The organism is Pectobacterium artocarpous, assembly GCF_046159765.1.
GTDB lineage: Bacteria > Pseudomonadota > Gammaproteobacteria > Enterobacterales > Enterobacteriaceae > Pectobacterium.
This window is the reverse complement of sequence record NZ_JBJXVK010000024.1, coordinates 49,303-73,472: the sequence shown is the minus strand read 5'-3', so window position 1 is coordinate 73,472 and position 24,170 is coordinate 49,303. Positions and strand designations below refer to the sequence as shown.

Below are 24,170 nucleotides of genomic sequence, written 5' to 3'. Positions count from 1 at the left end.
TAGGTAATCAGCTTTCGACAATCACCGTCGCACAGGCATAGCGTCTTTCGTCAGCCAGCGTCACATGGACGTGTCTGACGCCCATCTGTTCAGCCAGCTCTGCCGCTTTAGCAAAAAATCGCAAACAGGGTTTTCCCAGTTCGTCATTAAAAACTTCAAACTGGTTAAACGCGAGCCCGTTGCGAATTCCGGTTCCGAAAGCTTTTGCCGCCGCCTCTTTCACGGCAAAACGCTTGGCAAGGAAACGGACAGGTTGCTGATGCTGCTGATAATGTTCCCATTCATCATCCGTCAGAACGCGGCGAGCTAATCGCTCGCCTGAACGTTCAATCACCGCTTCAATACGGGCGATTTCGACAATATCCGTTCCGAGCCCAAGAATCGCCATCAGCGACGCGCTTCCCGCATCAAACTCTTCATTTCGGCAACAGCATCCTTCAACCCGCTCATCACCGCACGTCCGATAATCGCATGCCCGATATTTAATTCGTGCATTTCCGGCAACGCTGCAATCGGCAGAACGTTATGGTACGTCAAACCGTGGCCGGCATTGACTTTCAGCCCTTTCGCCGCAGCGTAAGTCGCCGCATCACGAATGCGCTCGAACTCATGTTGACGCGCTTCATCATCTGGCGCATCGGCATATGCCCCGGTATGAATTTCGATATAAGGTGCACCGCTAGCCACGGCGGCATCAATTTGCCGTTTATCCGCATCAATAAAGAGTGAAACCAATATGTTAGCCTGGCTAAGTCTGGCAACCGCGTTATTGATTTTTTCCTGCTGCCCTGCGACATCCAGCCCACCTTCTGTTGTCACTTCCTGACGTTTTTCCGGCACCAGACAACAAAAATGCGGCTTTACCTCACAGGCAATGTTCAGCATTTCTTCCGTAACCGCCATTTCAAGGTTCATGCGAGTTTGGAGCGTTTCTCTCAGGATCCGCACATCACGATCCGTAATATGGCGACGATCTTCACGTAAGTGCACCGTGATGCCGTCCGCTCCCGCCTGCTCAGCGATAAAAGCCGCCTGAACGGGGTCGGGATACGCCGTTCCACGCGCATTGCGCAGCGTTGCAATATGATCGATGTTAACGCCAAGCAGCAGTTCAGCCATGATAAATCCTCGGTAAAGTCATGCACGATATGTGGCAGTTTACACCGATGTCACAGCGTCAGGGTACTGAGGAGACGGGATTATTTATCAGAAGACGTGGGTTTGGACAAATTAGCAGCAGGAATAAACTGGCGGAACAGTTCACGACTTTTCAGCGGTTTTCCCCCCAGATAGGGCTTTAACGCGATGCGGGTGAAACGCTTTGCCGCCTTCAGTGTGCCACTGTCAGGAAATTCACGCGATGCCAGCGAACGTAACTCATGCCCGGTAAAACTTTTATTATCGACCACCAGGCTGGCAATAAACCCCTTTTCCTCTCGATATTGATAGGTCATGGTATCTGCCACAGGTTCACCACTACCGGCACAATGCAGGAAATCCACACCGTATCCCAGATAGCCAAGCAGTGCTAACTCAAAGCGTCTTAATGCCGGTTCAGGGGAGGCATCCTGTGCAGCAAGATGTTGTAAACAATGGAGATAATCGAAGAAAAGAGCGGAGTAGTTGGTTTCATGCTCCAGCACGCGAGCCAGCAGTTCGTTAACGTATAAACCGCTATAAAGCAACGTGCCAGTCAGTGGTAGCGAAAGCGAAACAGGCTCGGCGCTACGTAACGTTTTCACTTCACCCCGGCCGCTCCAGCGCACCAGCAGCGGGGTGAAAGGCTGTAAACAGCCTTTCAGGCTAGAGCGACGGGCTCGCGCGCCTTTGGCAAGCACGCGAACGCGGCCATCGCTTTCGCTAAACAGGTCCAGCAATAAGCTGGTTTCACTATAAGGTCGCCCATGTAAGACAAATGCGCGCTGCCAGCCTTCCATCGGCGTGAACCTTACAGGTCTTCGCTATAACCCAGGCTGCGCAGGGCACGTTCGTCATCTGCCCAGCCGGATTTCACTTTAACCCACAGCTCAAGGTGCACCTTGGCCTCGAACATCTCTTCCATATCCTGACGAGACTCGATACCAATGGTTTTAATTTTGGCACCTTTATTGCCAATGACCATCTTCTTCTGGCCTTCACGCTCAACCAGAATCAGGCCGTTGATATCATAACCGCCACGTTCGTTCGTCACGAAGCGCTCGATTTCGACCGTTACGGAATACGGTAATTCTTCACCCAGGAAGCGCATCAGTTTTTCACGGATAATTTCCGATGCCATAAAGCGCTGTGAACGATCGGTAATGTAATCTTCCGGGAAGTGGTGCGTTGCCTGCGGTAAGTGTTTACGCACAATGCTGGCAATCGTATCGACATTCGTGCCCTTCTCGGCAGAGATCGGAACGACATCAAGGAAATCCATCTGCTGACTGAGGAACTGGATATGCGGCAGCAGCTTGGTTTTATCCGTGACGTTATCGACTTTATTGATCGCTAACAGTACGGGGAGTTTTTGATCGCGCAGTTTATTCAATACCATTTCATCGTCGTCGTTCCAGTGTGTCCCTTCAACAACGAAAATGATCAGCTCAACGTCACCAATTGAACTGCTGGCAGCACGGTTCATCAGGCGGTTAATCGCCCGTTTTTCTTCAATGTGCAGTCCCGGCGTATCCACATAAATAGCCTGATACGGCTCTTCAGTGTGAATGCCCATGATGCGGTGCCGTGTCGTCTGGGGCTTACGTGACGTAATGGAGATCTTCTGCCCCAGTAATTGATTCAATAACGTCGATTTACCGACGTTTGGCCGACCAACAATCGCGATAAAACCGCAGTATGTCTGTACTTCGCTCATTCAAGCTCCAGTTTTTTCAACGCTTGTTCAGCCGCAGCCTGTTCGGCTTTACGACGGCTCGATCCTGTACCAATGAGCGACTCGCTAAAGCCGCTCACCTGACAGTGGATAGTAAACTCCTGATCGTGTGCTTCCCCACGAACCTGCACCACCAGATAGGTCGGCAGAGGTAAGTGACGTCCTTGCAGAAATTCCTGCAACCGCGTTTTCGGATCTTTTTGCTTATCGCCGGGACTGATTTCATCCAGACGCGTTTGATACCAGTTCAGAATCAAACGTTCGATGGTCTGAATATCGCTGTCGAGGAAAATGCCGCCGATCAGCGCTTCGACCGTATCAGCCAGAATCGATTCACGGCGGAAACCACCGCTCTTTAATTCACCAGGGCCGAGACGCAGGCACTCTCCTAGTTCGAATTCACGTGCGATTTCCGCCAGCGTATTTCCCCGAACCAGCGTCGCCCGCATCCGACTCATATCCCCTTCATCAACTTTGGGAAAACGATGATACAGCGCATTGGCGATCACAAAACTCAGGATAGAGTCACCCAGGAATTCGAGTCTTTCATTGTGTTTGCTGCTGGCGCTACGATGCGTCAACGCCTGTAACAAAAGCTCGTACTGCTGAAAAGTATAGCCCAGCTTTCTTTGTAAACGATTTATCAGGATGGGATTCATGTGTTACCAATAGATCAACGATGCGTCAAAAACAGCAGCATACGGAACAGCCCTGCTTACCAACTCGGTCAAAACTGTTTCGTTTGCATTGGCTCCCGTAAGGGAGCCTGCCTTTCTGCCCATCATACTTTGCGTTGCCTGTGCGTTAGCGTTGTGCGAACGGACACGTTTTTTTCTGCAACTCGCATTATTTAGGGCATGTTCTTTTAAAAAGTGCGCTTCATAAAATATTCTACACCGGACAGCATCAGAATGCTGCCTGTATCTTATTTTGGTGAATGCTTACTTCGATTAATGCTTACTTTGGTTAATGGATAGCACCGATGCGACTCAAACGTACGCCGGTAGGCCATTCACCTTCCTGTTTCTCAAAACTCATCCAGATAGCGGTGGCTTTACCGACCAGATTTCTTTCCGGCACAAAGCCCCAATAGCGGCTATCCAGACTGTTGTCACGGTTATCTCCCATCATGAAGTAGTGCCCTGCGGGAACCACCCATGTTGCAAGCTGCTGTTGCGATTGCTGGTAATAACCACCTAGCTGATCCTGTTGGCCCGGCACCAGAAGAATATTATGCGTTACGTTGCCCAGTGACTCTTTGCGCGTACCCATACGGACGCCCTCGACGCTGTTGTCGTTGGCAGGAACCTGATAAAAACCACTACGCGACTCCAATCCAGGCTGATTGAAGGTCTGAACAAAATCACTAGGCTGTACATTACTGTATGTAACCGCCAGCGCCATATCGCACGCCTGTTGTCCCTGACAGGATGGACGAATCGTCACCTGCTTGGTCATCGGGTTATAACTGACGCGATCGCCCGGTACGCCCACCACACGTTTGATGAAGTCCACTTTAGGATCGGACGGATATTTAAACACCACCACGTCGCCACGCTTCGGGTGCCCCGTTTCGATCAGCGTTTTTTGCGTGAAGGGTTCTTTAATGCCATAGGCAAATTTTTCCACCAGAATAAAATCACCGATCAACAGCGTCGGCATCATCGAACCAGATGGAATTTGAAACGGCTCGTAAATGAAGGAGCGCACAACCAATACCAACGCTACGACCGGGAATACGGACGCGATCGTTTCAATCCAGCCAGGTTGTTGAATGACTTTCGATGAAACCTCACCATCAGCCAGATCGGCACCGCTCATGGTGGCAAACTTTTTCCGGCGAGCAGGTGCCCAGACAAAGCGCTCTAAACACCAGACAATCCCCGTGACCAGCGTCACCAATGCCAGAATTACGGCAAACATATTGGCCATGCCAACTCCTCAGAATTTATTTACTGTCTTTGCCGACGTGCAGAATTGCCAGAAACGCTTCTTGCGGCAGCTCGACGTTACCAACCTGCTTCATACGTTTCTTACCATCTTTCTGTTTCTGCAACAGTTTCTTCTTACGGCTGACGTCACCACCATAACACTTGGCCAGTACGTTTTTACGCAATTGCTTAACCGTAGAACGCGCAATAATATGGTTACCAATCGCAGCCTGAATCGCGATATCAAACTGCTGACGCGGAATCAGATCTTTCATTTTCTCGACCAGTTCACGGCCACGATATTGTGAATTATCGCGGTGCGTGATCAGAGCCAACGCATCTACACGTTCGTTGTTGATCAGCACATCAACACGCACCATGTCTGATGCCTGGAAGCGTTTGAAGCTGTAATCCAGCGATGCATAACCACGAGACGTTGATTTCAGACGGTCAAAGAAATCGAGCACTACTTCCGCCATCGGAATTTCATAGGTCAGCGCAACCTGATTACCGTGGTACACCATGTTCGTCTGTACGCCGCGCTTCTCGATACACAGCGTAATCACGTTGCCCAGATATTCCTGAGGCAGCAGCATGTGACATTCGGCAATCGGTTCGCGCAGTTCCTGAATGTTATTCAGAGGCGGCAGCTTGGATGGGCTATCGACATAAACGGTTTCTTTAGCCGTCGTCTCAACTTCATACACCACCGTCGGTGCCGTGGTGATCAGATCAAGATCGTATTCACGTTCCAGACGTTCCTGAATGATCTCCATGTGCAGCAGACCCAGGAAGCCGCAGCGGAAGCCAAAGCCCAGTGCGGTAGAACTTTCTGGCTCATAGAACAGAGAGGCATCATTGAGGCTCAGTTTGCCCAGCGCATCGCGGAACGACTCATAGTCATCGGAACTAATCGGGAACAGGCCGGCGTAAACCTGCGGTTTGACTTTCTTGAAGCCTGGCAACGCTTTTTCAGCTGGTTGACGAGCCAGCGTCAGGGTATCCCCTACCGGAGCACCCAAAATATCTTTGATAGCGCACACCAGCCAGCCTACTTCGCCACAGTTTAAGACATCGCGGTCAATCTGCTTCGGTGTAAAAATGCCAAGACGGTCAGCGTTATAAACCTGCCCCGTACTCATCACCTTAATTTTGTCGCCTTTGCGCATCGTGCCGTTTTTGATACGAACCAGCGACACAACGCCAAGGTAGTTATCAAACCAGGAGTCAATAATCAGCGCCTGTAGCGACTCATCCGGGCTACCTTCCGGCGGAGGAATATCACGCACCAGACGATCCAGAACGTCCGGCACGCCAATCCCCGTTTTCGCAGAACAGCGCACGGCGTCGGTCGCATCAATGCCGACAATGTCTTCAATTTCCTGAGCGACACGATCAGGGTCAGCGGCGGGCAAGTCGATTTTGTTCAGAATCGGCACCACTTCCAGATTCATATCCAACGCGGTATAGCAGTTAGCCAACGTTTGTGCCTCAACGCCCTGCCCGGCGTCAACGACAAGCAGTGCGCCTTCACAGGCAGCAAGCGAGCGAGAAACTTCATAAGAGAAGTCAACGTGCCCAGGGGTATCGATAAAATTTAACTGGTAGGTTTGGCCATCCTGCGCTTTATAATCCAGCGTTACGCTTTGCGCTTTAATCGTTATTCCACGTTCACGTTCCAGATCCATGGAATCCAGAACTTGCGCAGCCATTTCACGTTCGGTCAAACCGCCGCAAATCTGGATAATACGGTCAGATAACGTTGATTTACCGTGGTCGATATGGGCAATAATGGAGAAATTTCGTATGTGCTTCATTATAAAAATTTTTCTACCTTGATATTCCTGAAATTCTTGCCGATGGGCATGCGCATAGGTGAAAACAGCAGCGATGTTATTCCACCTGAATCGCAGCATTCTACATGCGAGAAGCGTGAAAACCTAGTCATGTCCGGTGCATTCCCCTTGATTATGACGGTTTTATTTGGAATAGCAGAACAACAAGAGGAAAGCAGGAAGTAAAGTGTCATTACGTGGCAACATCGTGTCGAAAAATCACAAACGTGTGAACAATGTTTCCGCACCGTGCGCCATTTACGCCCGGTTAAGCGGGTCAATTTTGTAAGAGAGTGCCAGGTAACGCAATTTGCAGGATTACGGGCTCATAACGTTTATTTTTACCCAACTGCTTCGCCCAGCGTTTCACGCCGATAAACGCCAGCCCTCCCCCCAGCAGCGCGCCAATGACAGCGGCCAGATCGGTACCGAATAACGTTTGACAGATCGCCGCACCAATAAGCAACCCAACCAGCGGAACGAAGTAAACCAGAGCAGCAGAGAACAACAATCGCCCCTCAGAAATCCCCAATTCGACTTTTTGCCCGACTTCTAAAGGCCGATTGTAAGGGACATACAGCGTATTTTCGGCAGAAAGCCCAAGCTGACTTAATAAGCCTGTTCCACACGACGAGCGGGATTTACAACTGCCGCACCCCGCGCTCGGTTCACAGCGCAGCTCTGCGACGCCATCCTGCCATGAAACCACTGTCGCCCACTCTTTGATCACGGTTGTCCCTTCAAAATAATGCTGTCAGCCACCCGGTTAGCCGTAGAAAGTGGAATGTCACCGACGACGGTGATCTCGCGGTTACCTTTCATGACAGTGTGAATGGAGCGTCGCCCCGTAAGCAGCGACTGTTCTTCACTCACATCAGAAGACGGGCTAATGTTAATGGAGAAACTGAATAAGCCATCGCTATAAAGACGAGTCTCGATCGGAATGGACGAACCTGGCAATATTTTTTTGTTGCGTGAACGTTCTTTCATCCCGGCAGGCAGCCATTCCGGCTCCCAGGAAAAATCACCTTTTTCCGCGGCAGGCGTGGGTAAAACGGGAGGCAGTTTGATCCCTTCCAGCGGACGCATCACGCTCACCACATCATCATCAACAATCAGCGATGTCGTTAAGAACTGTTCCAACCGCTTGTCACCATTGCGATCCTGTAAATCAATACGCAATGGAAGTTTCGATTCCGCATCAATCCACACCATATAACTGTAGCGTGTACCATCGCGTGAAATGACCCGAATGCCTGATGCCAGACGATCGGCAATGCGCACACGTCCATCCGCAGGGATAAAATCATAATAAGGCGATAGTTTCTGAAAATCGGCAAAAACCAGAGCAGGGAGAGAGTCTACGATATGATCGCTGGTGAGCGTAAATGGTTCAAAACCGGGATCGAAGTAGCTGACTTCATTACCACGCAGTACGATTTCGCGTCGCGGTCCGTCCATAAACAACAGCTGCGCCAAGGAACGGTTGTTGAGTACGGCATGACGATACCGTACCGACTCGAATCCTTGCAGGGTAATGTTGATAAAGGAAATTTCGTAATTCAGAGAACGAACGGCGTTATTCATCTGTTGCAGCAACGCGCTCGGCTCAACATTGTGAGCCGGGGCAAAAGTAGAATAAAACAGACTGCCAATCAGAAAACAGGCGGCGGACCAAACACGCTTCATTACCGGGGCTGCGTTCCTAATGATTGAGTGCCGGGAACCTGAATGGCCGCTTGCTGATCGTCCTGCGGCAGAGCGTGTTCGGCATGCAACCGACGCTGTAATTCGTAGTCCTGCAAAATAGCGTTAAGACGATTGCGCTGCATATCGGATTTCTGCTGGCCGTTGTGAGGGGCAACATTTTCTGACGGCACGCCCAGACTCACAGGAGAGGCGGTGCCCATCGCAGGTAAGGTGCTAAACACGCCGGATTCCACCCCGTGTTCGGATGCATTGCCTTGCTGGTAATTTTGTACGCCGACAATCACCGCTAAAGATACGCAGGCAGCAACACCGACTTGCGTCAGTTGGCTGCCCCACGGGCGGATTTTGTGCCAGAACGGCATCTTCGTCCATTCGACAGGTTGTGGCTGAGATTCAGGCTGCGCTTGTGGAACCAGACGAACAGGTTCTTTCTCGATTGCAGCGGCAACACGAGAAGCAATGTCCAAATGAATCACGTTTTCACTGACATCACCACGCAACGTATCACGAATTAGATGATAACTTTGCCAACTTTGCTGTAACGCATCATCCCGTGACAATGCGCTTAGCAGTTCGGAATCTACTGCTTCGCCATCCATTAAAGCGGAAAGTTTCTCTTTCTGCATACCGACACCCTTATCTTGTCAAATCCATCATTAGTCATGCGGATAGCTGAAATGCTCGCTAACGCTGAATAAGCGGTTGTACTTTATTATCAATCGCTTCCCGCGCCCGGAAAATACGAGAACGAACAGTGCCGACGGGACAATCCATAATCACGGCAATCTCTTCGTAGCTTAAACCGTCCAATTCGCGCAACGTAATCGCTAAACGTAAATCTTCCGGCAAAGACTCGATAGTGCGGAAAACAATGCTTCGTAATTCTTCTGACAACATTAAATTCTCTGGGTTCGATATTTCTTTCAGTGCACCCGCATTTTCATAGTTTTCCGCGTCATTCGCATCAATGTCGCTGGAAGGCGGACGGCGCCCCTGAGCCACCAGATAATTCTTGGCCGTATTCACTGCAATACGATACAGCCACGTATAGAACGCACTATCGCCGCGGAATGACTCTAACGCGCGATAGGCTTTAATAAACGACTCCTGTACCACGTCTGGCACGTCTCCCTGGGGAACATACCGCGATACCAGGTTCGCTACCTTATGCTGATAACGAACGACCAACAAGTTAAACGATTTTTGATCGCCTTTTTGGACTCGCTCGACCAGAACCTGATCTGCCAGTTGCTCGCTCATCCGAGGTAATCTCTACTCAAACCGTTCTCCACACGTAAAATAGTACTGCCAGCTATATAAATCATGTTTAGAGCAAGCTCCTCATTAGAACCAAGACATCCAATAAAGTTCCGGGTCATCATTTTTCTTTTGTTTAGCGCCGTTACTTATCTTTGCGATGCGCATCATGACGCATTCTCTTCATCAAAAAGGGTCTTCATTTGAGGCTCAACGCACTTCTGGGGGATAATACGATAAATTGGAGGTATTCGCACGATTCACCCTGCTCCGTCATGCGCTTAATTTATAGCGTAAAGAGGGAGCTAAAAACCAATACAGCAATCAACCATTGGTGCTAACATCGGATTTCCTCTTCTTTTTGCATCCACGACACGACCATGCAAACGACCACTGAATACGTCTGTGATGTTTTAATCATTGGCAGCGGCGCTGCCGGGCTTTCACTGGCGCTGCGTCTGGCTTCTCAGGCCAACGTGACGGTACTAAGCAAAGGCCCACTCAACGAAGGCGCGACGTTTTATGCTCAGGGCGGCATCGCAGCCGTTTTCGATGAAACTGACACGGTTGACTCCCATATTGAAGATACCCTGATCGCTGGCGATGGCCTGTGCGAGCGAGAAGCCGTTGAGTTTATCGCCAGCAATGCCAAACATTGCGTGCAATGGCTTATCGAACAAGGCGTGCTATTCGATACCGAAACCAGCACCAGCGGTGAAGAACGCTATCACCTCACGCGCGAAGGCGGGCATAGCCATCGTCGAATTCTGCACGCGGCGGATGCAACCGGAAAAGAAGTGGAAAACACGCTGGTGCAGAAAGCACTCTCCCATCCGAATATTCGGATTATGGAACGCTGCAACGCCGTCGATTTGATTACCTCAAATAAGCTGGGTTTGCCCGGTACACGTCGTATTGTCGGTGCTTATATCTGGAACCGTGAACGAGAGCGCGTAGAATCTTGCCGGGCAAAAACGGTGGTACTGGCGACGGGTGGGGCGTCCAAAGTTTATCAATACACCACGAATCCTGATATTTCCTCTGGCGATGGCATAGCCATGGCCTGGCGCGCGGGTTGCCGCGTAGCGAATCTGGAATTCAATCAGTTTCACCCGACCTGTCTGTTCCACCCACAGGCGCGAAATTTCCTGCTGACGGAAGCGCTGCGCGGTGAAGGCGCATACCTTAAACGTCCCGACGGCACGCGTTTTATGCCCGATTTCGACGCCAGAGGCGAACTGGCTCCGCGCGACGTCGTCGCCCGTGCGATTGACCATGAGATGAAACGGCTTGGCGCAGACTGCATGTATCTGGATATCAGCCACAAGCCAGAAGCGTTCATCAAACAGCACTTTCCAACCATTGATGAAAAGCTACAGTCTCTCGGCATCGATCTGACGCGTGAACCGATCCCCATCGTCCCTGCGGCACACTACACCTGCGGTGGCGTGATGGTCGATCAACATGGCCGTACCGATCTTGACGGCCTGTATGCGATTGGCGAAGTCAGCTACACCGGATTGCACGGTGCGAACCGTATGGCGTCCAACTCATTACTGGAGTGTCTGGTTTACGGCTGGTCCGCCGCGGAGGATATCTTGCAGCGCTTACCGCAAATCAAAGCGGTGAAAAAATTACCGGATTGGGATGAAAGCCAGGTCGACAACTCCGACGAACAGGTGGTGATCCAGCATAACTGGCATGAACTGCGTCTGTTTATGTGGGATTACGTTGGGATCGTGCGGACGACGAAGCGGTTGGAGCGAGCACAGCGCCGTATCCATCTGCTTCAGCAGGAAATCAATGAGTACTACGCCCACTTCCGTATTTCCAACAATTTACTGGAACTGCGTAATCTGGTGCAGGTCGCCGAACTCATCGTCCGCTGTGCACTGGAAAGAAAAGAAAGCCGCGGGCTGCACTATACCCTGGACTATCCAGAGCAGTTCGACGCACCAACGCCCACCATTCTGGTGCCGTAGTTTATAAAAATAAGTAGTTTATAAAAAAAGTAGTTTATAAAAATAATTTGCTCAGCAAAGGCAGACGCAGCAACAAGGCGTCTGCCATCTACATAAAGAGATAAAAATCTTTTGTCAGTTGTTGGAAAGCCGTCGAGTAACGTCTTTCTCCATCACGAATTGCCAGCGAAGCATTCACACATTCTCTTTCCTGCCGAGACAGCACCAGCAAAACGCGGTGAGCGGGTTTATCTTCCTGTTCCGATACGCGAAGCTGCTGGTGAACGTACCAGTTATGCTGCTGTGCCAGTGGAATAAACGTCTCCGCAACATGAACGGGCAGCACCACGCAAAAAAGCCCTTCAGGCATCAGCAGTTGATGCGCACAGCGCAGCAGTGCTTCATGGGTTAACAAAGTGGTATAACGCGCCCGCTCACGCTCGGCCGAGCCACACGCGTTACCCGGTGGGAAATAAGGCGGATTGCTAATAATTAACGAATAGTCGGCGATTCGTGTCTCCGCAAACCCCACAATATCCTCAGCATAGACCGTAATTCTGTCGGCCCATGGCGAGGCGGCAACGTTTTCTTTCGCCTGATCGCTGGCGGCGCTATCCAGTTCGACGGCATCAATCTGAACATGTGGTTCGGAACGTTGCGCCAGCATCAGCGCGAGCAGACCGGAACCACTGCCGATATCCAGAATCCGCGTGACTGAGAGCACTGGCGTCCAGGCTCCCAGCAAAATACCGTCGGTTCCCACCTTCATGGCACAGCGATCGTGCGCCACAAAGAATTGCTTGAAGGTAAATCCATTCCGACGCAATGTCAGTTTATTATCAGCCTGATGACTCATGAAAATAAGATTCCAAATACAAACCGCAGTAGCATAGGTGAAACGTCAGTACAGGAAAAGCGCCGTTGTCTGCTTAAACAGGTGAAGAAGCCGGCCAATGCGTCTATAATCGGCGCCCCAAACAGAGGTAGACCATGACTGTAACCAATTTTTCCGAGCTCGATCTTGATGAAAGCCTGTTAGACGCCCTGCGTGACATGGGCTACGAACGCCCGACCGCGATTCAGGCTGCGGCAATCCCATCGGCGATGGAAGGCCGCGACGTACTGGGTTCTGCGCCGACAGGAACCGGTAAAACTGCCGCCTATCTGCTGCCGATTTTGCAGCATCTTATCGATTTTCCTCGTAAAAAATCAGGTCCGCCTCGTATTTTGATCCTCACGCCAACTCGTGAACTCGCCATGCAGGTGGCCGATCAGGCGCGCGCGTTTGCGGCGCATACACATTTGGATGTGGCCACAATCACTGGCGGCGTGGCCTACATGAACCACGCTGAAATCTTTAGTGAAAATCAAGATGTCGTTGTCGCGACGACCGGCCGTCTACTGCAATATATTAAAGAAGAAAACTTCGATTGCCGCGCGGTAGAAACACTGATTCTGGATGAAGCGGACAGAATGCTAGACATGGGGTTCGCTCAGGACATTGAACACATCGCTGGGGAAACCCGCTGGCGTAAGCAAACGCTGCTGTTTTCTGCGACGCTGGAAGGGGACGCGATCAAAGATTTCGCCGAGCGTCTGCTCAACGATCCGGTTGAAATCGAATCCGATCCATCTCGTCGGGAACGCAAAAAAATTCTGCAATGGTATTACCGCGCCGACGACGTCAAACACAAAACCGCCCTGCTCTGCCATCAGCTAAAACAGCCTGACGTAACGCGTTCTATTATCTTTGTGCGTAAACGTGAGCGAGTGCATGAGCTGGTTGCTTGGCTGCGTGAAGCGGGCATTACTGCTTGCTATCTCGAAGGCGAAATGGTGCAGGCCAAACGCAATGAAGCGATCAAACGCCTGAGCGACGGGCGCGTCAACGTGCTGGTGGCTACGGACGTGGCGGCACGCGGCATCGATATTAACGATGTCAGCCACGTCTTTAACTTCGATTTACCACGCACATCGGACACCTACCTACACCGTATCGGCCGCACTGGTCGCGCGGGTCGTAAAGGCTGTGCTATTTCTTTCGTCGAAGCGCACGATCATCTGCTGCTGGGAAAAATCAGCCGCTACCTGAATGAACCGCTAAAACCGCGCGTTATTGATGAGCTCCGCCCAACGACCAAAGCACCAAGCCCTAAAACCACGGGCAAACCATCGAAAAAAGTGCTGGCTCAGAGAAAAGAGAAGAAAGCAAAGGAAAAAGAAAAAGTTAAGGTGAAAATTCGCCATCGCGATAGCAAAAATATCGGTAAGCGTCGTCAGCCAACGCAGAAAACCGATGAGCCGTCTGGCGAATAATATTGTCGATATAAGATGTTATAAAACAGAGATGTAAAAAAGGGAGCCTTAGCTCCCTTTCTGTTAATGCTTATACAACAGTTACAGACTTTCGGTAAACGTACGGGCGATAACATCGCGCTGCTGTTCTGGCGTCAGTGAATTGAAACGCACAGCGTAACCAGATACACGGATGGTCAACTGTGGATATTTCTCTGGATGCTTAACGGCATCTTCCAGCGTCTCACGGCGCAGAACGTTCACATTCAGGTGCTGACCGCCCTCCACGCGCACTTCAGGTTTGATTTCCAGCGGAATTTCACGATACTCGATCTGACCCAGATCGCTCACTGAAACGATTTGATCTTCGCTATAACCTGATTTAGCACACACGCAACGCGCCTGCGATTTTTCTTCGTCCAGCAACCAGAAAGAATTGATCAGCGCGCTGTCGTTAGCCTTGGTGATTTGAATACCAGTAACCATAATTGCCTCCGTAAAACGGCGTGTTATTGTCTTAATTAAAAACAGACTTAAGTTAAAAACAAACTTAGTAAGCATCGCTATCGGCAAAAAAATGCCACATTTCGTCACGATCGTATAAAACCGTTTGTATCTACCCTCTTATATACCAGCCTGATAACCAGACATCCTTGACTTAAATCAATTTTAAAATCCCACACCCTCATCAGATGAAGGCAATTTATTGTTTTATATCAATTTTACCAGAACACCAAATTGCAAATATTTTTGTAAATTTTCAATTTTTTTTCAAAATAAGCCCTTTTCATCCAAAGAACAACGGTTACGGTTTTACCTCGGCACGATAGATCGGTAAGCTATCCACAACACCATTAAATCTGTAAAAAAGAGTGCATGATGGCGACCTCTCTCACCTGGCATGACGTGCTGGCACAAGAAAAGCAGCAGCCTTACTTTATCAATACCCTTGAATTCGTTGGGAAAGAACGAGCGGCAGGTAAGACGATATATCCTCCACAAAAGGATGTGTTCAACGCATTCCGCTTTACCGAACTGTATCAGGTCAAAGTCGTCATTCTGGGGCAAGACCCCTATCACGGCCCAAATCAGGCGCATGGGCTGTCATTTTCTGTCCGCCCGGGCGTACCCGCACCGCCTTCTCTGGCCAATATTTATAAAGAATTGGCGAGCGACATACCTGGATTTGAAATTCCACGACACGGTTTTCTGCAAAGCTGGGCAGAGCAAGGCGTTTTACTGCTCAATACGGTATTAACCGTTGAAGCCGGACAGGCGCATTCGCACGCCAATCTGGGCTGGGAAACGTTTACCGATCGCGTCATTACGGCACTCAATGAACAACGGGAGGGTCTGGTCTTTCTCCTGTGGGGTTCGCATGCCCAGAAGAAAGGCAACATCATTGATCAACGGCGCCATCATATTCTGAAATCGCCGCACCCTTCCCCGCTGTCTGCACACCGTGGTTTTTTGGGCTGCAAACATTTTTCACGGGCTAACCAGCTTCTTGAGCAGCAAGGGCTATCGCCAATAGACTGGACGCCAAGACTCCCGGAAGAAGCCTAAGCCGTAACGGTTTGGTTGCCTTCAAAGCGCGAGGGCAGCCAGCGATCTTTTACAAAGCACCATTTACAAGCAATCGTTGACGAGCGTATTGAGCCCAAAAATGTTGATTGGATAATGAATAAATATCGACAGAAAAAATAAGAAGTACTGCGATGATCTGGTGGAGCTAAGCGGGATCGAACCGCTGACCTCTTGCATGCCATGCAAGCGCTCTCCCAGCTGAGCTATAGCCCCACAACGTGTGGAATGTTCGTGACAATCAACCAAACAGAGGGAGTGTTTGGTGGAGCTAAGCGGGATCGAACCGCTGACCTCTTGCATGCCATGCAAGCGCTCTCCCAGCTGAGCTATAGCCCCGTATCTTACAGCATCGCCGTTAAGGCAAGTACCGTGCGAACGGGTCGCATAATATGAAACCCAATTAACAGTGTCAACGGCTAAATCTGGTTATCCGATTAACCGCTGAAAAAGACGCCAAAGGTAAGCAAAAACAGGCGACAATTTCGATATTGTTCCATCACAAGCACAATAAAAAGCTGCCAACGATAACGCGATTTATTATCATCACTCTACGTTACGCTTGCCTCCTAATATAAGCCCCATCACATGCGCTATTTTCCTATGATTATATTTTCTCTGATGGTATCTGCATCTGGTATTTTACCCGTTCGGGCACAGCCAACCATTCCTGATATAACCGAGCAAGCAAAAGCTCAATTTGAGATCAGGCAAGTCGAGATGAAAAGCAATGCACAGCATGCTTATCGGCTTTTCATCGCACTTCCCCGCCACCCCACACCAGAAGGCGGTTATCCGGTTCTGTATATGCTAGATGGCAATGCCCAGTTTCCTATTGCCGTAAATCGCTATAACGCCAAAAACGGCACAGCACCGCTGATTGTCGCCGTCGGTTATCCGATCGATAAACCTTACGATGTCCCCGCCCGCACGCGCGACTACACGCCGCCAACCACCGTTACCGACCCGGATTTTGCGGCAGGCGGCGAAGCGGAGGCGTTTTATCAATTCCTGCAATCCACATTAAAACCGTGGGTTGAGGCAAATTACGCCGTAAATAAGCAAAAACAAACGCTTGCCGGGCACTCTTTCGGTGGTCTGTTTACGCTCTATACGCTTTTTAACCACACCGAGTCCTTCCAGCGTTATGTTGCCGCCAGCCCATCAATCTGGTGGGGAAATGGGGTTGTGATTCCAGCCAGAACACCGCTGTTCAATATCCTGCCGCAATCAATTACCGTCACCGCAGGGGGAAATGAGGATGATCCCGTCAAAACGCAGGAGGGTAAACCTGTCGATGAAAAGCGGGCAGAACGACTCAGCCAAAGAAAAATGGTGGAAAGAGCAAAAACACTAGTCGCACAGCTCAACGAACAAGGCGCCAACGCCAACTTTATTCTGTTCCCCGGCAAAGGGCACGGTGACGTGATCCCCGATGCCATCGGTAAAGCCGTCGCTATCGCCGGCCAATAAGCTTTATTCCATATAATAAAAAACCCCGACATGTTGCCGGGGTTCATTTTATAACATACGGTAATTACTGCTGCGCTTCACGTTCGCCGATGAATGCAAGTGCTTTATCAATACGCGTCAGCGAACGCTGCTGACCAATTGCATGCACCGTAACATCAACACCTGGAGACTGACCTGCGCCCGTGACCGCAACGCGCAACGGCATACCAACTTTCCCCATGCCTTGACCCAGTTCGTCCGCGGTGCCCTGAATGGCGTGGTGGATGTTCTCCGCCGTCCAATCGGCAATCGCTGCCAGCTTCTCACGTACCAGCTCAAGCGGTTGACGTGCAACCGGACGCAGATGTTTCTTCGCAGCATCAGCATCAAACTCAGCAAAATCTTCATAGAAATAACGGCAAGAATCCGCCATTTCTTTCAGCGTTTTGCAACGTTCGCCCAACAAGCCAACCAGTTCGCTCAGTTGCGGTCCGGTACGGGTATCAATTCCAGCCTGCTCAATATGCCATGACAAGTGCGTTGCCACGTATTCTTCTGGTAAGTGATTGATATAGTGATGGTTCAACCATTGCAGCTTCTCAGTATTGAACGCGCTCGCGGACTTGCTAACGGCATCCAGCGAGAACAGAGACTTCATCTCATCAATAGAGAAGATTTCCTGATCGCCAGATGACCAGCCTAAACGCACCAGATAGTTCAGCAGTGCTTCTGGCAGATAGCCGTCATCACGATATTGCATCACCCCAACCGCGCCATGGCGTTTGGACAATTTCTTACCATCATCACCCAGAATCATCGACACATGCGCATATTCCGGCACTGGTGCCCCCAGCGCTTTCAGAATGTTGATCTGGCGCGGCGTGTTATTGATATGGTCTTCACCACGGATAACATGCGTGATTTCCATATCCCAGTCATCGATAACGACACAGAAATTGTAGGTTGGTGAACCGTCGGTGCGGCGGATAATCAGATCGTCGAGTTCCTGATTGCTGAATTCGATCGGCCCACGAATGCGATCATTGAAGATGACCGAACCTTCCTGCGGGTTAAGAAAGCGTACAACGTGCGGCTCATTATCAGCATGATGTTCGTGAGAACCACGGCAATGGCCGTCATAGCGCGGCTTTTCGCCATTTTCCATCTGCTGTTCACGCAGCGCTTCCAGACGCTCTTTAGAACAGTAGCATTTATATGCCGTGCCGTTTTCCAGCATCTGGTCAATAACAGCATTGTAACGATCAAAACGTTTAGTCTGGTAGTACGGGCCTTCATCCCAGTTCAGGCTCAGCCAGTTCATACCATCCATAATGGCATCAATCGCGTCCTGAGTTGAACGCTCCAGATCGGTATCTTCAATACGCAGTACGAATTCGCCGTTCTGATGACGGGCAAACAGCCAAGAGTAAAGCGCGGTACGTGCGCCGCCGACGTGAAGATAGCCAGTAGGACTAGGGGCAAAACGGGTTTTGATTTTCATTTGGGATTACAGCCTTATTACGCAACGGCTGTCGGCATAAACCGACATAAGCTCAGAGAACAAAAGTGGGCAACATTCTATCACTCTGCTTCGATTCCTCAACGCCGTAACATGCCACCCGAGATTTTATTGTGGCGGAAATAACAAGATAGCAGGCTAAATTGTGCAAGGATGCAGCACCAACGGCGATAAATACGACGCCTTGCCTAATTTTGCAACGAACAATCATTTTAGTTTTAAAAAGCGTTGACTCACATTCAAGTATCCCTATAATGCGACTCCACACAGCGGGGGTGATTAGCTCAGCTGGGAGAGCACCTCCCTTACAAGGAGGGGGTCGGCGGTTCGATCCCGTCATCACCCACCACGCCTTACGAAGGTTAAGTAAGAGTTGCTCGCTGTGTAGAGTAAGAAGATTTGAGATTGGGTGATTAGCTCAGCTGGGAGAGCACCTCCCTTACAAGGAGGGGGTCGGCGGTTCGATCCCGTCATCACCCACCACTCTCACACCAGCTGGTCTTCTTATTAGAAGTTGAAATAAACCTAAGCGTTGAAATAAACGTAGTACAGAAGTGGGTGATTAGCTCAGCTGGGAGAGCACCTCCCTTACAAGGAGGGGGTCGGCGGTTCGATCCCGTCATCACCCACCACTTCTGCGGGTCGTTAGCTCAGTCGGTAGAGCAGTTGACTTTTAATCAATTGGTCGCAGGTTCGAATCCTGCACGACCCACCACTTCCGCAAAGTGTGCATCTCTGAAATAAACCCACCAAATTTTATCTATTGTACGTGTCGTGCAGGTGAGACAAAACCATTTATAATGTTTTTGAACAACGCTTACATTGGCTCTGCAAGGGTGCAACTTGGCGCATTGCTCACGCAGGCACCATCGCGGAACTGCGCAGCTGTACAAAATCAAAGCGATTTCATGGGGAACACTGCACGATTAAATCGCCGCTACCCGCTTCACGTAATTTTTTGACAGAAAATATCAAATTTATTGGTTTTCTATTCTGCCTCTAAATCGACAACACTGCCGCACTATGTAAAGCATTTTCAATAAGCTCTTTTTGCTCACTTATGAGGTTGTCTATTATGATTTCTCAGTTGAATCAGTGGGTCACGCGTTTAACCGATCATCCTGATGTCGGTAAACTTTTACTGCGCTTAACCATGGGTATTCTGCTGCTGTTTCACGGCGTAGCAAAAATTGAGCACGGTGTGGGTTGGATCGTACAAATGCTGCAAGGCGCTGGTCTGCCAGGTTTTATCGCTTATGGCGTTTATGTCGGCGAAGTCGTTGCCCCGATTCTGATTATTCTGGGCGTATTTACCCGCCTTTCCGGCCTGATTGCCGCGCTGACGCTGGTTGTGGCTACGCTGATGGCTGGCACGGGTAAATTCTTCACCCTGACGGAAGTAGGTGCCTGGGCACTCGAAGTGGAAGCGTTCTATTTCTTCGCTGGCATTATCATCATGCTGGTGGGCAGCGGTCGCTACTCTGTTGCTTCTAACCCCGCTTACCGCTAATCCGTGCCATCCGGCAGGCATTTCCACAAAAGCAAAAACCCGCGAAACTCGCGGGTTTTTTGTTTCAATCCACTACCGTTCAGATTTCCCAATCGTGGTTGTAACGTTTGGGTTTGAACTGAATCACATCACCTTTCTGTAGCCCTTGCAGGCTTGCATCATCTTTTACGACTTCCGCTTCGATCAATTCAGACTGTTCACCCAGCTTCAGCGACAGGCGCGTTAAGGCACCAAGTGGGCGAATATCACGCACCGTCACCGCCTGATAACCTTCCTGCGCCTGAACAGATAGCGACACTTCATGCGGACGGAACAAAATCGTCTCTTCCGTCTGCGCCACTTTCAACCTGTTGCTGTCGCCAAGGAAATGGTAAACAAATTCGCTGGCCGGGTTGTTATACACTTCCGCTGGCGTGCCGATTTGTTCTATTACCCCTTTGTTCATCAGCACAATGCGGTCAGCCACTTCCATCGCTTCTTCCTGATCGTGCGTCACAAATACCGACGTCAGATCGATATCTTCATGCAACTGAGACAGCCAGCGGCGCAGCTCTTTACGCACCTTAGCATCCAACGCGCCAAAGGGTTCATCCAGCAGCAAAATACTCGGCTCGACGATCAGTGCACGCGCCAGCGCAATACGCTGCCGCTGACCGCCGGAAAGCTGCTCAGGATAGCGATCCCCCAGCCAGTCCAGTTGCACCAGATTCAGTAGCTCATGCACTTTCTTTTCGATATCACTCTTTGATGGCCGGATATTTTTCGGCTTCATGCGTAGCCCAAACGCCACGTTATCGAACACCGTCATGTGACGAAACAGCGCGTAGTGCTGGAATACAAACCCTACGTTACGTTTGCGCACATCGTGGACGGACACATCCTGACCGTGGAAGATAATGCTGCCACTATCGGGCTGTTCCAGCCCGGCGATAATACGCAGCAGCGTGGTCTTACCGCAGCCAGATGGCCCCAACAGCGCAACCAACTCACCGCTGTGGATCGACAAATTAATCTCGTTCAGCGCCCGAAACTGGCCAAATTGTTTATTAATATTGCGAATCTCAATGCTCATTTTTGGCCAACTCCTGTTGTTTCTGTATTTGCTTCGTCAATCGACCTTCACTCCACTGGCGCAGTAACAGCACCACCAGCGACATCACCAGCAGCAGAATCGCCACGCTGAAGGCCGCAACGATGTTGTACTCGTTATAAAGAATTTCGATATGCAGCGGCAGCGTGTTCGTCAAGCCGCGAATATGGCCGGAAATGACGGAAACGGCGCCAAACTCCCCCATCGCGCGCGCGGTACACAGCACTACGCCGTAGATCAGCGCCCACTTCACATTCGGCAGCGTGATGTGCCAGAACATTTGCCAACCGTTCGCCCCCAGCAGACGCGCGGCTTCCTCTTCCTGCGAACCCTGTTCTTCCATCAGCGGAATCAGCTCACGGGCAACATAAGGCAGCGTGACGAAAATCGTCGCCAGCACGATACCCGGCACGGCGTAAACAATTTGCAGATCGTGTTCAAGCAAGAAGGGATAAATCTTGCTTTGCGCCCCAAACAGCAGCACATACACCAACCCCGCCACAACAGGGGAAACAGAAAATGGCAGATCGATCAGCGCCAGTAGGAAGCTCTTGCCACGAAATTCGAATTTCGTCACACACCACGCCGTCGCCAGCCCGAACACCACGTTTAATGGCACGGAAATGACAGTCGCAAGCAGCGTCAGCTTAAGTGCGGAGATCGCATCCGGTTCGGTAATTGCGTCCCAAAATGCATCGATACCCTTATCCAGCCCCTGAGTCACCACCATCATCAGCGGCAGTACCAGAATCAGAAAAAAGACGATCCACGCCAGTGAAACCAGAATGTAATAGGCTGCGGGCTGCTTTTTTCTTTTAGCCGCGCTGGCCTGAGCGGAAATAACCTGTTCCATGACGACCAGCCCTTACAGTTTCGGTTGAATGCGGCGCTGCAACACGTTAATCAGCAGCAGCATAATGAAAGAAACCAGCAGCATGAACACGCCGATCTCAGTGGCTCCTTTATAGTCATACTGATCGAGTTTGGAGACGATCAGCAGCGGCAGGATTTCAGTTTTAAACGGAATGTTCCCCGCGATAAACACCACGGAGCCATATTCCCCGACACCGCGGGCAAAAGCCAGCGCAAAGCCCGTCAGCCACGCCGGCAACAACGCAGGCAGCAAAACATGGCGAAAGACCTGTAGCGGACGCGCGCCCAGACAGGCGGCGGCCTCTTCGACTTCTTTAGGAATATCCGCGAGCACCGGTTGCAGCGTTCTGACCACAAAAGGCAGCGTAACGAACATAAGCGCCAGCGTGATGCCAATGCCGGTGTAGGCAATTTTGAACGGAAACAGCGAGCCAATCAGGCCATTCGGTGCATACAACGCCGTCAAGGCAATCCCCGCCACCGCCGTCGGCAGCGCGAAGGGCATGTCGATCATGGCATCGATCACTTTACGGCCGGGAAAGGTATAACGCACGAGCACCCAGGCCAGCAGCGTCCCGAGAATACCGTTAATAAAAGCCGCCGCCAGCGCCGTACCAAACGAAAGCCGCAGGGAGAAAAGCACCTGACGGCTGGTTATCAAATCCCAAAACTGACCGAACGTTAGTTGGCTGGCATATAAAAACATCCCCGCCAACGGAATAAGGACAATTAATCCTAAATAGCTCAGGCTAAACCCTAACGTTAGCCCGAAACCGGGAATCACTGAGGAAGAACGCTGTGACATACCGTGCCTTTAATTTTCATACTCACTACCCAGCCAACAACTGCTTGCCGACGCGCGCTACCTGACGGAAGGTTTCAGGCTGCTATCAGCTAATGCCGATCATTTAAGCATCAAGATACATTGGGGCGACCACAGGAGTGAGGCCTCCCTGCGGGAACCTCCCCCCTGTATTTCCCCTAATAACGGGCTTAAGTGACCAGTATTACGCTGTCGCCAGCCTTTTAACCTGAAAAAAGCCGCTAGGTGATAGCGGCCTTAATCCGTCAGACGTTAAAACTTACTTATTGATCTCTTTAAAGATTGCGTCGAACACGCCGCCATCGTTAAAGAATTTTTCCTGTGCCGCTTTCCAGCCGCCGAAGTCCTTATCGATTGTCACCAGATTCACTGGCGCAAACTGATCTTTAAACTCTTCGGCAATCTTGGCATTACGTGGGCGGTAGAAATTTTTACCAATGATGCGCTGTGCTTCATCGCTGTAGAGGTATTGCAGATAGGCTTCAGCCTGTTTCTGCGTTCCCTTGCGCTCAACGACCTTGTCGACAACGGCAATCGGCGGTTCAGCCAGAATCGACAGAGACGGTGTAACGATCTCCAGTTGATCGCCGCCCTGCTCTTGCAGAGACAGGTACGCTTCGTTTTCCCACGCCAGTAGCACATCGCCTAACTGACGCTGTACAAAACTAATGGTTGCCCCACGCGCCCCGGTATCCAGAACCGGCGCATGACGATACAGTTCAGTCACAAATTTCAGTGCGGTTTCATCATTGCCGCTCGGTTGCGCTTTCGCATAAGCCCAGGCCGCCAGGAAGTTCCAACGCGCGCCGCCAGAGGTTTTCGGGTTTGGCGTGATCACCTCAACGCCCGGCTTCACCAGATCGTTCCAGTCTTTAATTTGCTTTGGATTACCTTTGCGTACCAGAAAAACGATGGTGGAAGTGTAAGGGGTGCTGTTGTCAGGCAGACGCGCCTGCCACTTAGGATCGATCAGCTGTTGATTCAGATTTAATGCATCAATATCACCAGCCAGCGCCAGCGTCACCACGTCAGCCTGCAAGCCGTCAATCACTGAACGCGCCTGCTTTCCAGAGCCGCCGTGCGAGTTTTTGATAGTAATATCTTCACCAGTGGTCGCTTTCCAATGCTTAATAAATGCCGCATTGTATTGCTGATACAGTTCACGCGTCGGATCGTAAGACACGTTTAATAATTCAGTAGCCGCCGAGGCCACACCGGAAAACAACAGTGCTGCCGTAGCAACAGATAACCCCAGACGACGTATTGACATTCTTATCACTCCCTAATGCTCGAAAGTATCAGATAAAATCATGACGGATGTGACTGATTAATAAATTAAATAATTCGGTTTGCAGGACAAGACGTTATCGTTTTGCACCGCGAGCATGCAGCTTGAAATAGGATGGATATATCAGGCTGACAACATGGAAGTGACAATAGTGGATATAAGGAGGGGGC

At 50.5% G+C, this 24,170-nt stretch carries 24 protein-coding genes and 6 tRNA genes; 10 read left to right on the top strand and 20 right to left on the bottom strand.

Annotated features, from left to right (window positions below; all coding sequences use genetic code 11):
• Positions 1 to 7: 7 nt before the first annotated feature.
• The 7 genes from acpS to lepA all read right to left on the bottom strand — a co-directional run bounded on the left by acpS (position 8) and on the right by lepA (position 6,620).
• Positions 8 to 388, bottom strand: a complete 381-nt coding sequence (gene acpS, locus ACKQAD_RS15815; protein ID WP_409161022.1) for a holo-ACP synthase — start codon at positions 386 to 388, stop codon at positions 8 to 10.
• Positions 388 to 1,119: a pyridoxine 5'-phosphate synthase gene (gene pdxJ / locus ACKQAD_RS15810; protein ID WP_409161021.1), complete on the bottom strand. Its 732-nt coding sequence runs from the start codon at positions 1,117 to 1,119 to the stop codon at positions 388 to 390. The genes acpS and pdxJ overlap by 1 nt, the downstream gene beginning before the upstream one ends.
• A gap of 80 nt (positions 1,120 to 1,199) precedes the next feature.
• Complete coding sequence (gene recO, locus ACKQAD_RS15805; RefSeq protein ID WP_409161020.1) at positions 1,200 to 1,937, bottom strand: DNA repair protein RecO; 738 nt, start codon at positions 1,935 to 1,937, stop codon at positions 1,200 to 1,202.
• A gap of 11 nt (positions 1,938 to 1,948) precedes the next feature.
• Positions 1,949 to 2,854: a GTPase Era gene (era, locus tag ACKQAD_RS15800; RefSeq protein ID WP_409161019.1), complete on the bottom strand. Its 906-nt coding sequence runs from the start codon at positions 2,852 to 2,854 to the stop codon at positions 1,949 to 1,951.
• On the bottom strand, positions 2,851 to 3,531 hold the full coding sequence (gene rnc, locus ACKQAD_RS15795) for a ribonuclease III (RefSeq protein ID WP_409161018.1): 681 nt from the start codon (positions 3,529 to 3,531) through the stop codon (positions 2,851 to 2,853). The genes era and rnc overlap by 4 nt, the downstream gene beginning before the upstream one ends.
• Positions 3,532 to 3,838: 307 nt before the next feature.
• The gene (gene lepB / locus ACKQAD_RS15790) at positions 3,839 to 4,804 is read right to left on the bottom strand and encodes a signal peptidase I (RefSeq protein ID WP_409161017.1); all 966 of its coding nucleotides are present in this window, start codon (positions 4,802 to 4,804) and stop codon (positions 3,839 to 3,841) included.
• Between the two features lie 16 nt (positions 4,805 to 4,820).
• Positions 4,821 to 6,620: a translation elongation factor 4 gene (gene lepA / locus ACKQAD_RS15785; protein ID WP_409161016.1), complete on the bottom strand. Its 1,800-nt coding sequence runs from the start codon at positions 6,618 to 6,620 to the stop codon at positions 4,821 to 4,823.
• Here lepA and ACKQAD_RS15780 point away from each other — a divergent pair.
• Positions 6,612 to 6,824, top strand: a complete 213-nt coding sequence (locus tag ACKQAD_RS15780; RefSeq protein WP_047710066.1) for a hypothetical protein — start codon at positions 6,612 to 6,614, stop codon at positions 6,822 to 6,824. The two genes, lepA and ACKQAD_RS15780, sit on opposite strands and share 9 nt — an antisense overlap.
• A 91-nt stretch (positions 6,825 to 6,915) precedes the next feature.
• Here the strand turns inward: ACKQAD_RS15780 and rseC are convergent, their stop codons facing one another.
• From rseC to rpoE, 4 genes are read right to left on the bottom strand one after another with little or no spacing between them, the layout of a single operon-like run.
• Positions 6,916 to 7,368, bottom strand: coding sequence for a SoxR-reducing system protein RseC (gene rseC, locus ACKQAD_RS15775; protein ID WP_409161015.1), 453 nt, complete (start codon positions 7,366 to 7,368; stop codon positions 6,916 to 6,918).
• Positions 7,365 to 8,327, bottom strand: coding sequence for a sigma-E factor regulatory protein RseB (gene rseB, locus ACKQAD_RS15770; RefSeq protein ID WP_409161014.1), 963 nt, complete (start codon positions 8,325 to 8,327; stop codon positions 7,365 to 7,367). Before rseB ends, rseC begins: the two co-directional genes overlap by 4 nt.
• Positions 8,327 to 8,974 (bottom strand): anti-sigma-E factor RseA, encoded by a 648-nt coding sequence (gene rseA, locus ACKQAD_RS15765; protein WP_409161013.1) that lies wholly within the window; start codon positions 8,972 to 8,974, stop codon positions 8,327 to 8,329. Before rseA ends, rseB begins: the two co-directional genes overlap by 1 nt.
• Before the next feature lie 58 nt (positions 8,975 to 9,032).
• Entirely contained in the window at positions 9,033 to 9,608 is a 576-nt protein-coding gene (gene rpoE, locus ACKQAD_RS15760; protein ID WP_409161012.1) for an RNA polymerase sigma factor RpoE, read from the bottom strand.
• A gap of 377 nt (positions 9,609 to 9,985) precedes the next feature.
• On the opposite strand from rpoE, the gene nadB reads away from it, so the two are divergent.
• Positions 9,986 to 11,587, top strand: coding sequence for an L-aspartate oxidase (gene nadB, locus ACKQAD_RS15755; protein ID WP_409161011.1), 1,602 nt, complete (start codon positions 9,986 to 9,988; stop codon positions 11,585 to 11,587).
• Between the two features lie 88 nt (positions 11,588 to 11,675).
• Here the strand turns inward: nadB and trmN are convergent, their stop codons facing one another.
• Positions 11,676 to 12,422, bottom strand: coding sequence for a tRNA(1)(Val) (adenine(37)-N(6))-methyltransferase TrmN (gene trmN, locus ACKQAD_RS15750; RefSeq protein WP_409161010.1), 747 nt, complete (start codon positions 12,420 to 12,422; stop codon positions 11,676 to 11,678).
• Positions 12,423 to 12,556: 134 nt separating this feature from the next.
• On the opposite strand from trmN, the gene srmB reads away from it, so the two are divergent.
• The gene (gene srmB, locus ACKQAD_RS15745; RefSeq protein ID WP_409161009.1) at positions 12,557 to 13,882 is read left to right on the top strand and encodes an ATP-dependent RNA helicase SrmB; all 1,326 of its coding nucleotides are present in this window, start codon (positions 12,557 to 12,559) and stop codon (positions 13,880 to 13,882) included.
• A gap of 81 nt (positions 13,883 to 13,963) precedes the next feature.
• Here srmB and grcA read toward each other — a convergent pair whose 3' ends face one another.
• Complete coding sequence (grcA, locus tag ACKQAD_RS15740) at positions 13,964 to 14,347, bottom strand: autonomous glycyl radical cofactor GrcA (protein WP_409161008.1); 384 nt, start codon at positions 14,345 to 14,347, stop codon at positions 13,964 to 13,966.
• A gap of 393 nt (positions 14,348 to 14,740) precedes the next feature.
• Here grcA and ung point away from each other — a divergent pair, with 393 nt between their 5' ends.
• Positions 14,741 to 15,427: a uracil-DNA glycosylase gene (gene ung, locus ACKQAD_RS15735; RefSeq protein ID WP_409161035.1), complete on the top strand. Its 687-nt coding sequence runs from the start codon at positions 14,741 to 14,743 to the stop codon at positions 15,425 to 15,427.
• A gap of 158 nt (positions 15,428 to 15,585) precedes the next feature.
• Here the strand turns inward: ung and ACKQAD_RS15730 are convergent.
• Positions 15,586 to 15,661: transfer RNA gene (locus ACKQAD_RS15730), tRNA-Ala, on the bottom strand.
• Between the two features lie 47 nt (positions 15,662 to 15,708).
• A tRNA-Ala gene (locus ACKQAD_RS15725) sits at positions 15,709 to 15,784 on the bottom strand.
• Positions 15,785 to 16,165: 381 nt separating this feature from the next.
• Between ACKQAD_RS15725 and ACKQAD_RS15720 the strand changes: the two genes are divergently transcribed.
• Positions 16,166 to 16,918, top strand: coding sequence for an alpha/beta hydrolase (locus ACKQAD_RS15720; RefSeq protein ID WP_409161007.1), 753 nt, complete (start codon positions 16,166 to 16,168; stop codon positions 16,916 to 16,918).
• A 64-nt stretch (positions 16,919 to 16,982) separates the two neighbouring features.
• Here ACKQAD_RS15720 and gltX read toward each other — a convergent pair whose 3' ends face one another.
• Positions 16,983 to 18,398 carry a glutamate--tRNA ligase gene (gene gltX / locus ACKQAD_RS15715; RefSeq protein WP_409161006.1) on the bottom strand — a complete coding sequence of 472 codons (1,416 nt, stop codon included), beginning with the start codon at positions 18,396 to 18,398 and terminating at the stop codon, positions 16,983 to 16,985.
• A gap of 291 nt (positions 18,399 to 18,689) precedes the next feature.
• Here gltX and ACKQAD_RS15710 point away from each other — a divergent pair.
• The 5 genes from ACKQAD_RS15710 (at position 18,690) to ACKQAD_RS15690 (ending at position 19,926) form a co-directional block, all read left to right on the top strand.
• A tRNA-Val gene (locus ACKQAD_RS15710) sits at positions 18,690 to 18,765 on the top strand.
• Between the two features lie 58 nt (positions 18,766 to 18,823).
• Positions 18,824 to 18,899: transfer RNA gene (locus tag ACKQAD_RS15705), tRNA-Val, on the top strand.
• 73 nt (positions 18,900 to 18,972) lie between these two features.
• Positions 18,973 to 19,048, top strand: a tRNA-Val gene (locus ACKQAD_RS15700).
• A gap of 7 nt (positions 19,049 to 19,055) precedes the next feature.
• Positions 19,056 to 19,131: transfer RNA gene (locus ACKQAD_RS15695), tRNA-Lys, on the top strand.
• A gap of 360 nt (positions 19,132 to 19,491) precedes the next feature.
• A complete protein-coding gene (locus tag ACKQAD_RS15690) occupies positions 19,492 to 19,926 on the top strand; it encodes a DoxX family protein (protein WP_409161005.1) in 435 nt (144 codons plus the stop codon).
• 79 nt (positions 19,927 to 20,005) lie between these two features.
• Here the strand turns inward: ACKQAD_RS15690 and ACKQAD_RS15685 are convergent, their stop codons facing one another.
• The 4 genes from ACKQAD_RS15685 to ACKQAD_RS15670 all read right to left on the bottom strand — a co-directional run bounded on the left by ACKQAD_RS15685 (position 20,006) and on the right by ACKQAD_RS15670 (position 23,976).
• Positions 20,006 to 20,998 (bottom strand): sulfate/molybdate ABC transporter ATP-binding protein, encoded by a 993-nt coding sequence (locus tag ACKQAD_RS15685; protein ID WP_409161004.1) that lies wholly within the window; start codon positions 20,996 to 20,998, stop codon positions 20,006 to 20,008.
• Positions 20,988 to 21,869: a sulfate ABC transporter permease subunit CysW gene (cysW, locus tag ACKQAD_RS15680; RefSeq protein ID WP_409161003.1), complete on the bottom strand. Its 882-nt coding sequence runs from the start codon at positions 21,867 to 21,869 to the stop codon at positions 20,988 to 20,990. Before cysW ends, ACKQAD_RS15685 begins: the two co-directional genes overlap by 11 nt.
• A 12-nt stretch (positions 21,870 to 21,881) precedes the next feature.
• On the bottom strand, positions 21,882 to 22,694 hold the full coding sequence (cysT, locus tag ACKQAD_RS15675) for a sulfate ABC transporter permease subunit CysT (RefSeq protein WP_409161002.1): 813 nt from the start codon (positions 22,692 to 22,694) through the stop codon (positions 21,882 to 21,884).
• 277 nt (positions 22,695 to 22,971) lie between these two features.
• Positions 22,972 to 23,976, bottom strand: coding sequence for a sulfate ABC transporter substrate-binding protein (locus tag ACKQAD_RS15670; RefSeq protein WP_409161034.1), 1,005 nt, complete (start codon positions 23,974 to 23,976; stop codon positions 22,972 to 22,974).
• Between the last annotated feature and the right edge of the window lie 194 nt (positions 23,977 to 24,170).

What these genes read in the sequence shown, in the direction of transcription:
- acpS (WP_409161022.1), bottom strand. Translation starts at nt 388, where the DNA reads ATGGCGATTCTTGGGCTCGGAACGGATATTGTCGAAATCGCCCGTATT.
- pdxJ (WP_409161021.1), bottom strand. Translation starts at nt 1,119, where the DNA reads ATGGCTGAACTGCTGCTTGGCGTTAACATCGATCATATTGCAACGCTG.
- recO (WP_409161020.1), bottom strand. Translation starts at nt 1,937, where the DNA reads ATGGAAGGCTGGCAGCGCGCATTTGTCTTACATGGGCGACCTTATAGT.
- era (WP_409161019.1), bottom strand. Translation starts at nt 2,854, where the DNA reads ATGAGCGAAGTACAGACATACTGCGGTTTTATCGCGATTGTTGGTCGG.
- rnc (WP_409161018.1), bottom strand. Translation starts at nt 3,531, where the DNA reads ATGAATCCCATCCTGATAAATCGTTTACAAAGAAAGCTGGGCTATACT.
- lepB (WP_409161017.1), bottom strand. Translation starts at nt 4,804, where the DNA reads ATGGCCAATATGTTTGCCGTAATTCTGGCATTGGTGACGCTGGTCACG.
- lepA (WP_409161016.1), bottom strand. Translation starts at nt 6,620, where the DNA reads ATGAAGCACATACGAAATTTCTCCATTATTGCCCATATCGACCACGGT.
- rseB (WP_409161014.1), bottom strand. Translation starts at nt 8,327, where the DNA reads ATGAAGCGTGTTTGGTCCGCCGCCTGTTTTCTGATTGGCAGTCTGTTT.
- rseA (WP_409161013.1), bottom strand. Translation starts at nt 8,974, where the DNA reads ATGCAGAAAGAGAAACTTTCCGCTTTAATGGATGGCGAAGCAGTAGAT.
- rpoE (WP_409161012.1), bottom strand. Translation starts at nt 9,608, where the DNA reads ATGAGCGAGCAACTGGCAGATCAGGTTCTGGTCGAGCGAGTCCAAAAA.
- nadB (WP_409161011.1), top strand. Translation starts at nt 9,986, where the DNA reads ATGCAAACGACCACTGAATACGTCTGTGATGTTTTAATCATTGGCAGC.
- trmN (WP_409161010.1), bottom strand. Translation starts at nt 12,422, where the DNA reads ATGAGTCATCAGGCTGATAATAAACTGACATTGCGTCGGAATGGATTT.
- srmB (WP_409161009.1), top strand. Translation starts at nt 12,557, where the DNA reads ATGACTGTAACCAATTTTTCCGAGCTCGATCTTGATGAAAGCCTGTTA.
- grcA (WP_409161008.1), bottom strand. Translation starts at nt 14,347, where the DNA reads ATGGTTACTGGTATTCAAATCACCAAGGCTAACGACAGCGCGCTGATC.
- ung (WP_409161035.1), top strand. Translation starts at nt 14,741, where the DNA reads ATGGCGACCTCTCTCACCTGGCATGACGTGCTGGCACAAGAAAAGCAG.
- ACKQAD_RS15720 (WP_409161007.1), top strand. Translation starts at nt 16,166, where the DNA reads ATGAAAAGCAATGCACAGCATGCTTATCGGCTTTTCATCGCACTTCCC.
- gltX (WP_409161006.1), bottom strand. Translation starts at nt 18,398, where the DNA reads ATGAAAATCAAAACCCGTTTTGCCCCTAGTCCTACTGGCTATCTTCAC.
- ACKQAD_RS15690 (WP_409161005.1), top strand. Translation starts at nt 19,492, where the DNA reads ATGATTTCTCAGTTGAATCAGTGGGTCACGCGTTTAACCGATCATCCT.
- ACKQAD_RS15685 (WP_409161004.1), bottom strand. Translation starts at nt 20,998, where the DNA reads ATGAGCATTGAGATTCGCAATATTAATAAACAATTTGGCCAGTTTCGG.
- cysW (WP_409161003.1), bottom strand. Translation starts at nt 21,869, where the DNA reads ATGGAACAGGTTATTTCCGCTCAGGCCAGCGCGGCTAAAAGAAAAAAG.
- cysT (WP_409161002.1), bottom strand. Translation starts at nt 22,694, where the DNA reads ATGTCACAGCGTTCTTCCTCAGTGATTCCCGGTTTCGGGCTAACGTTA.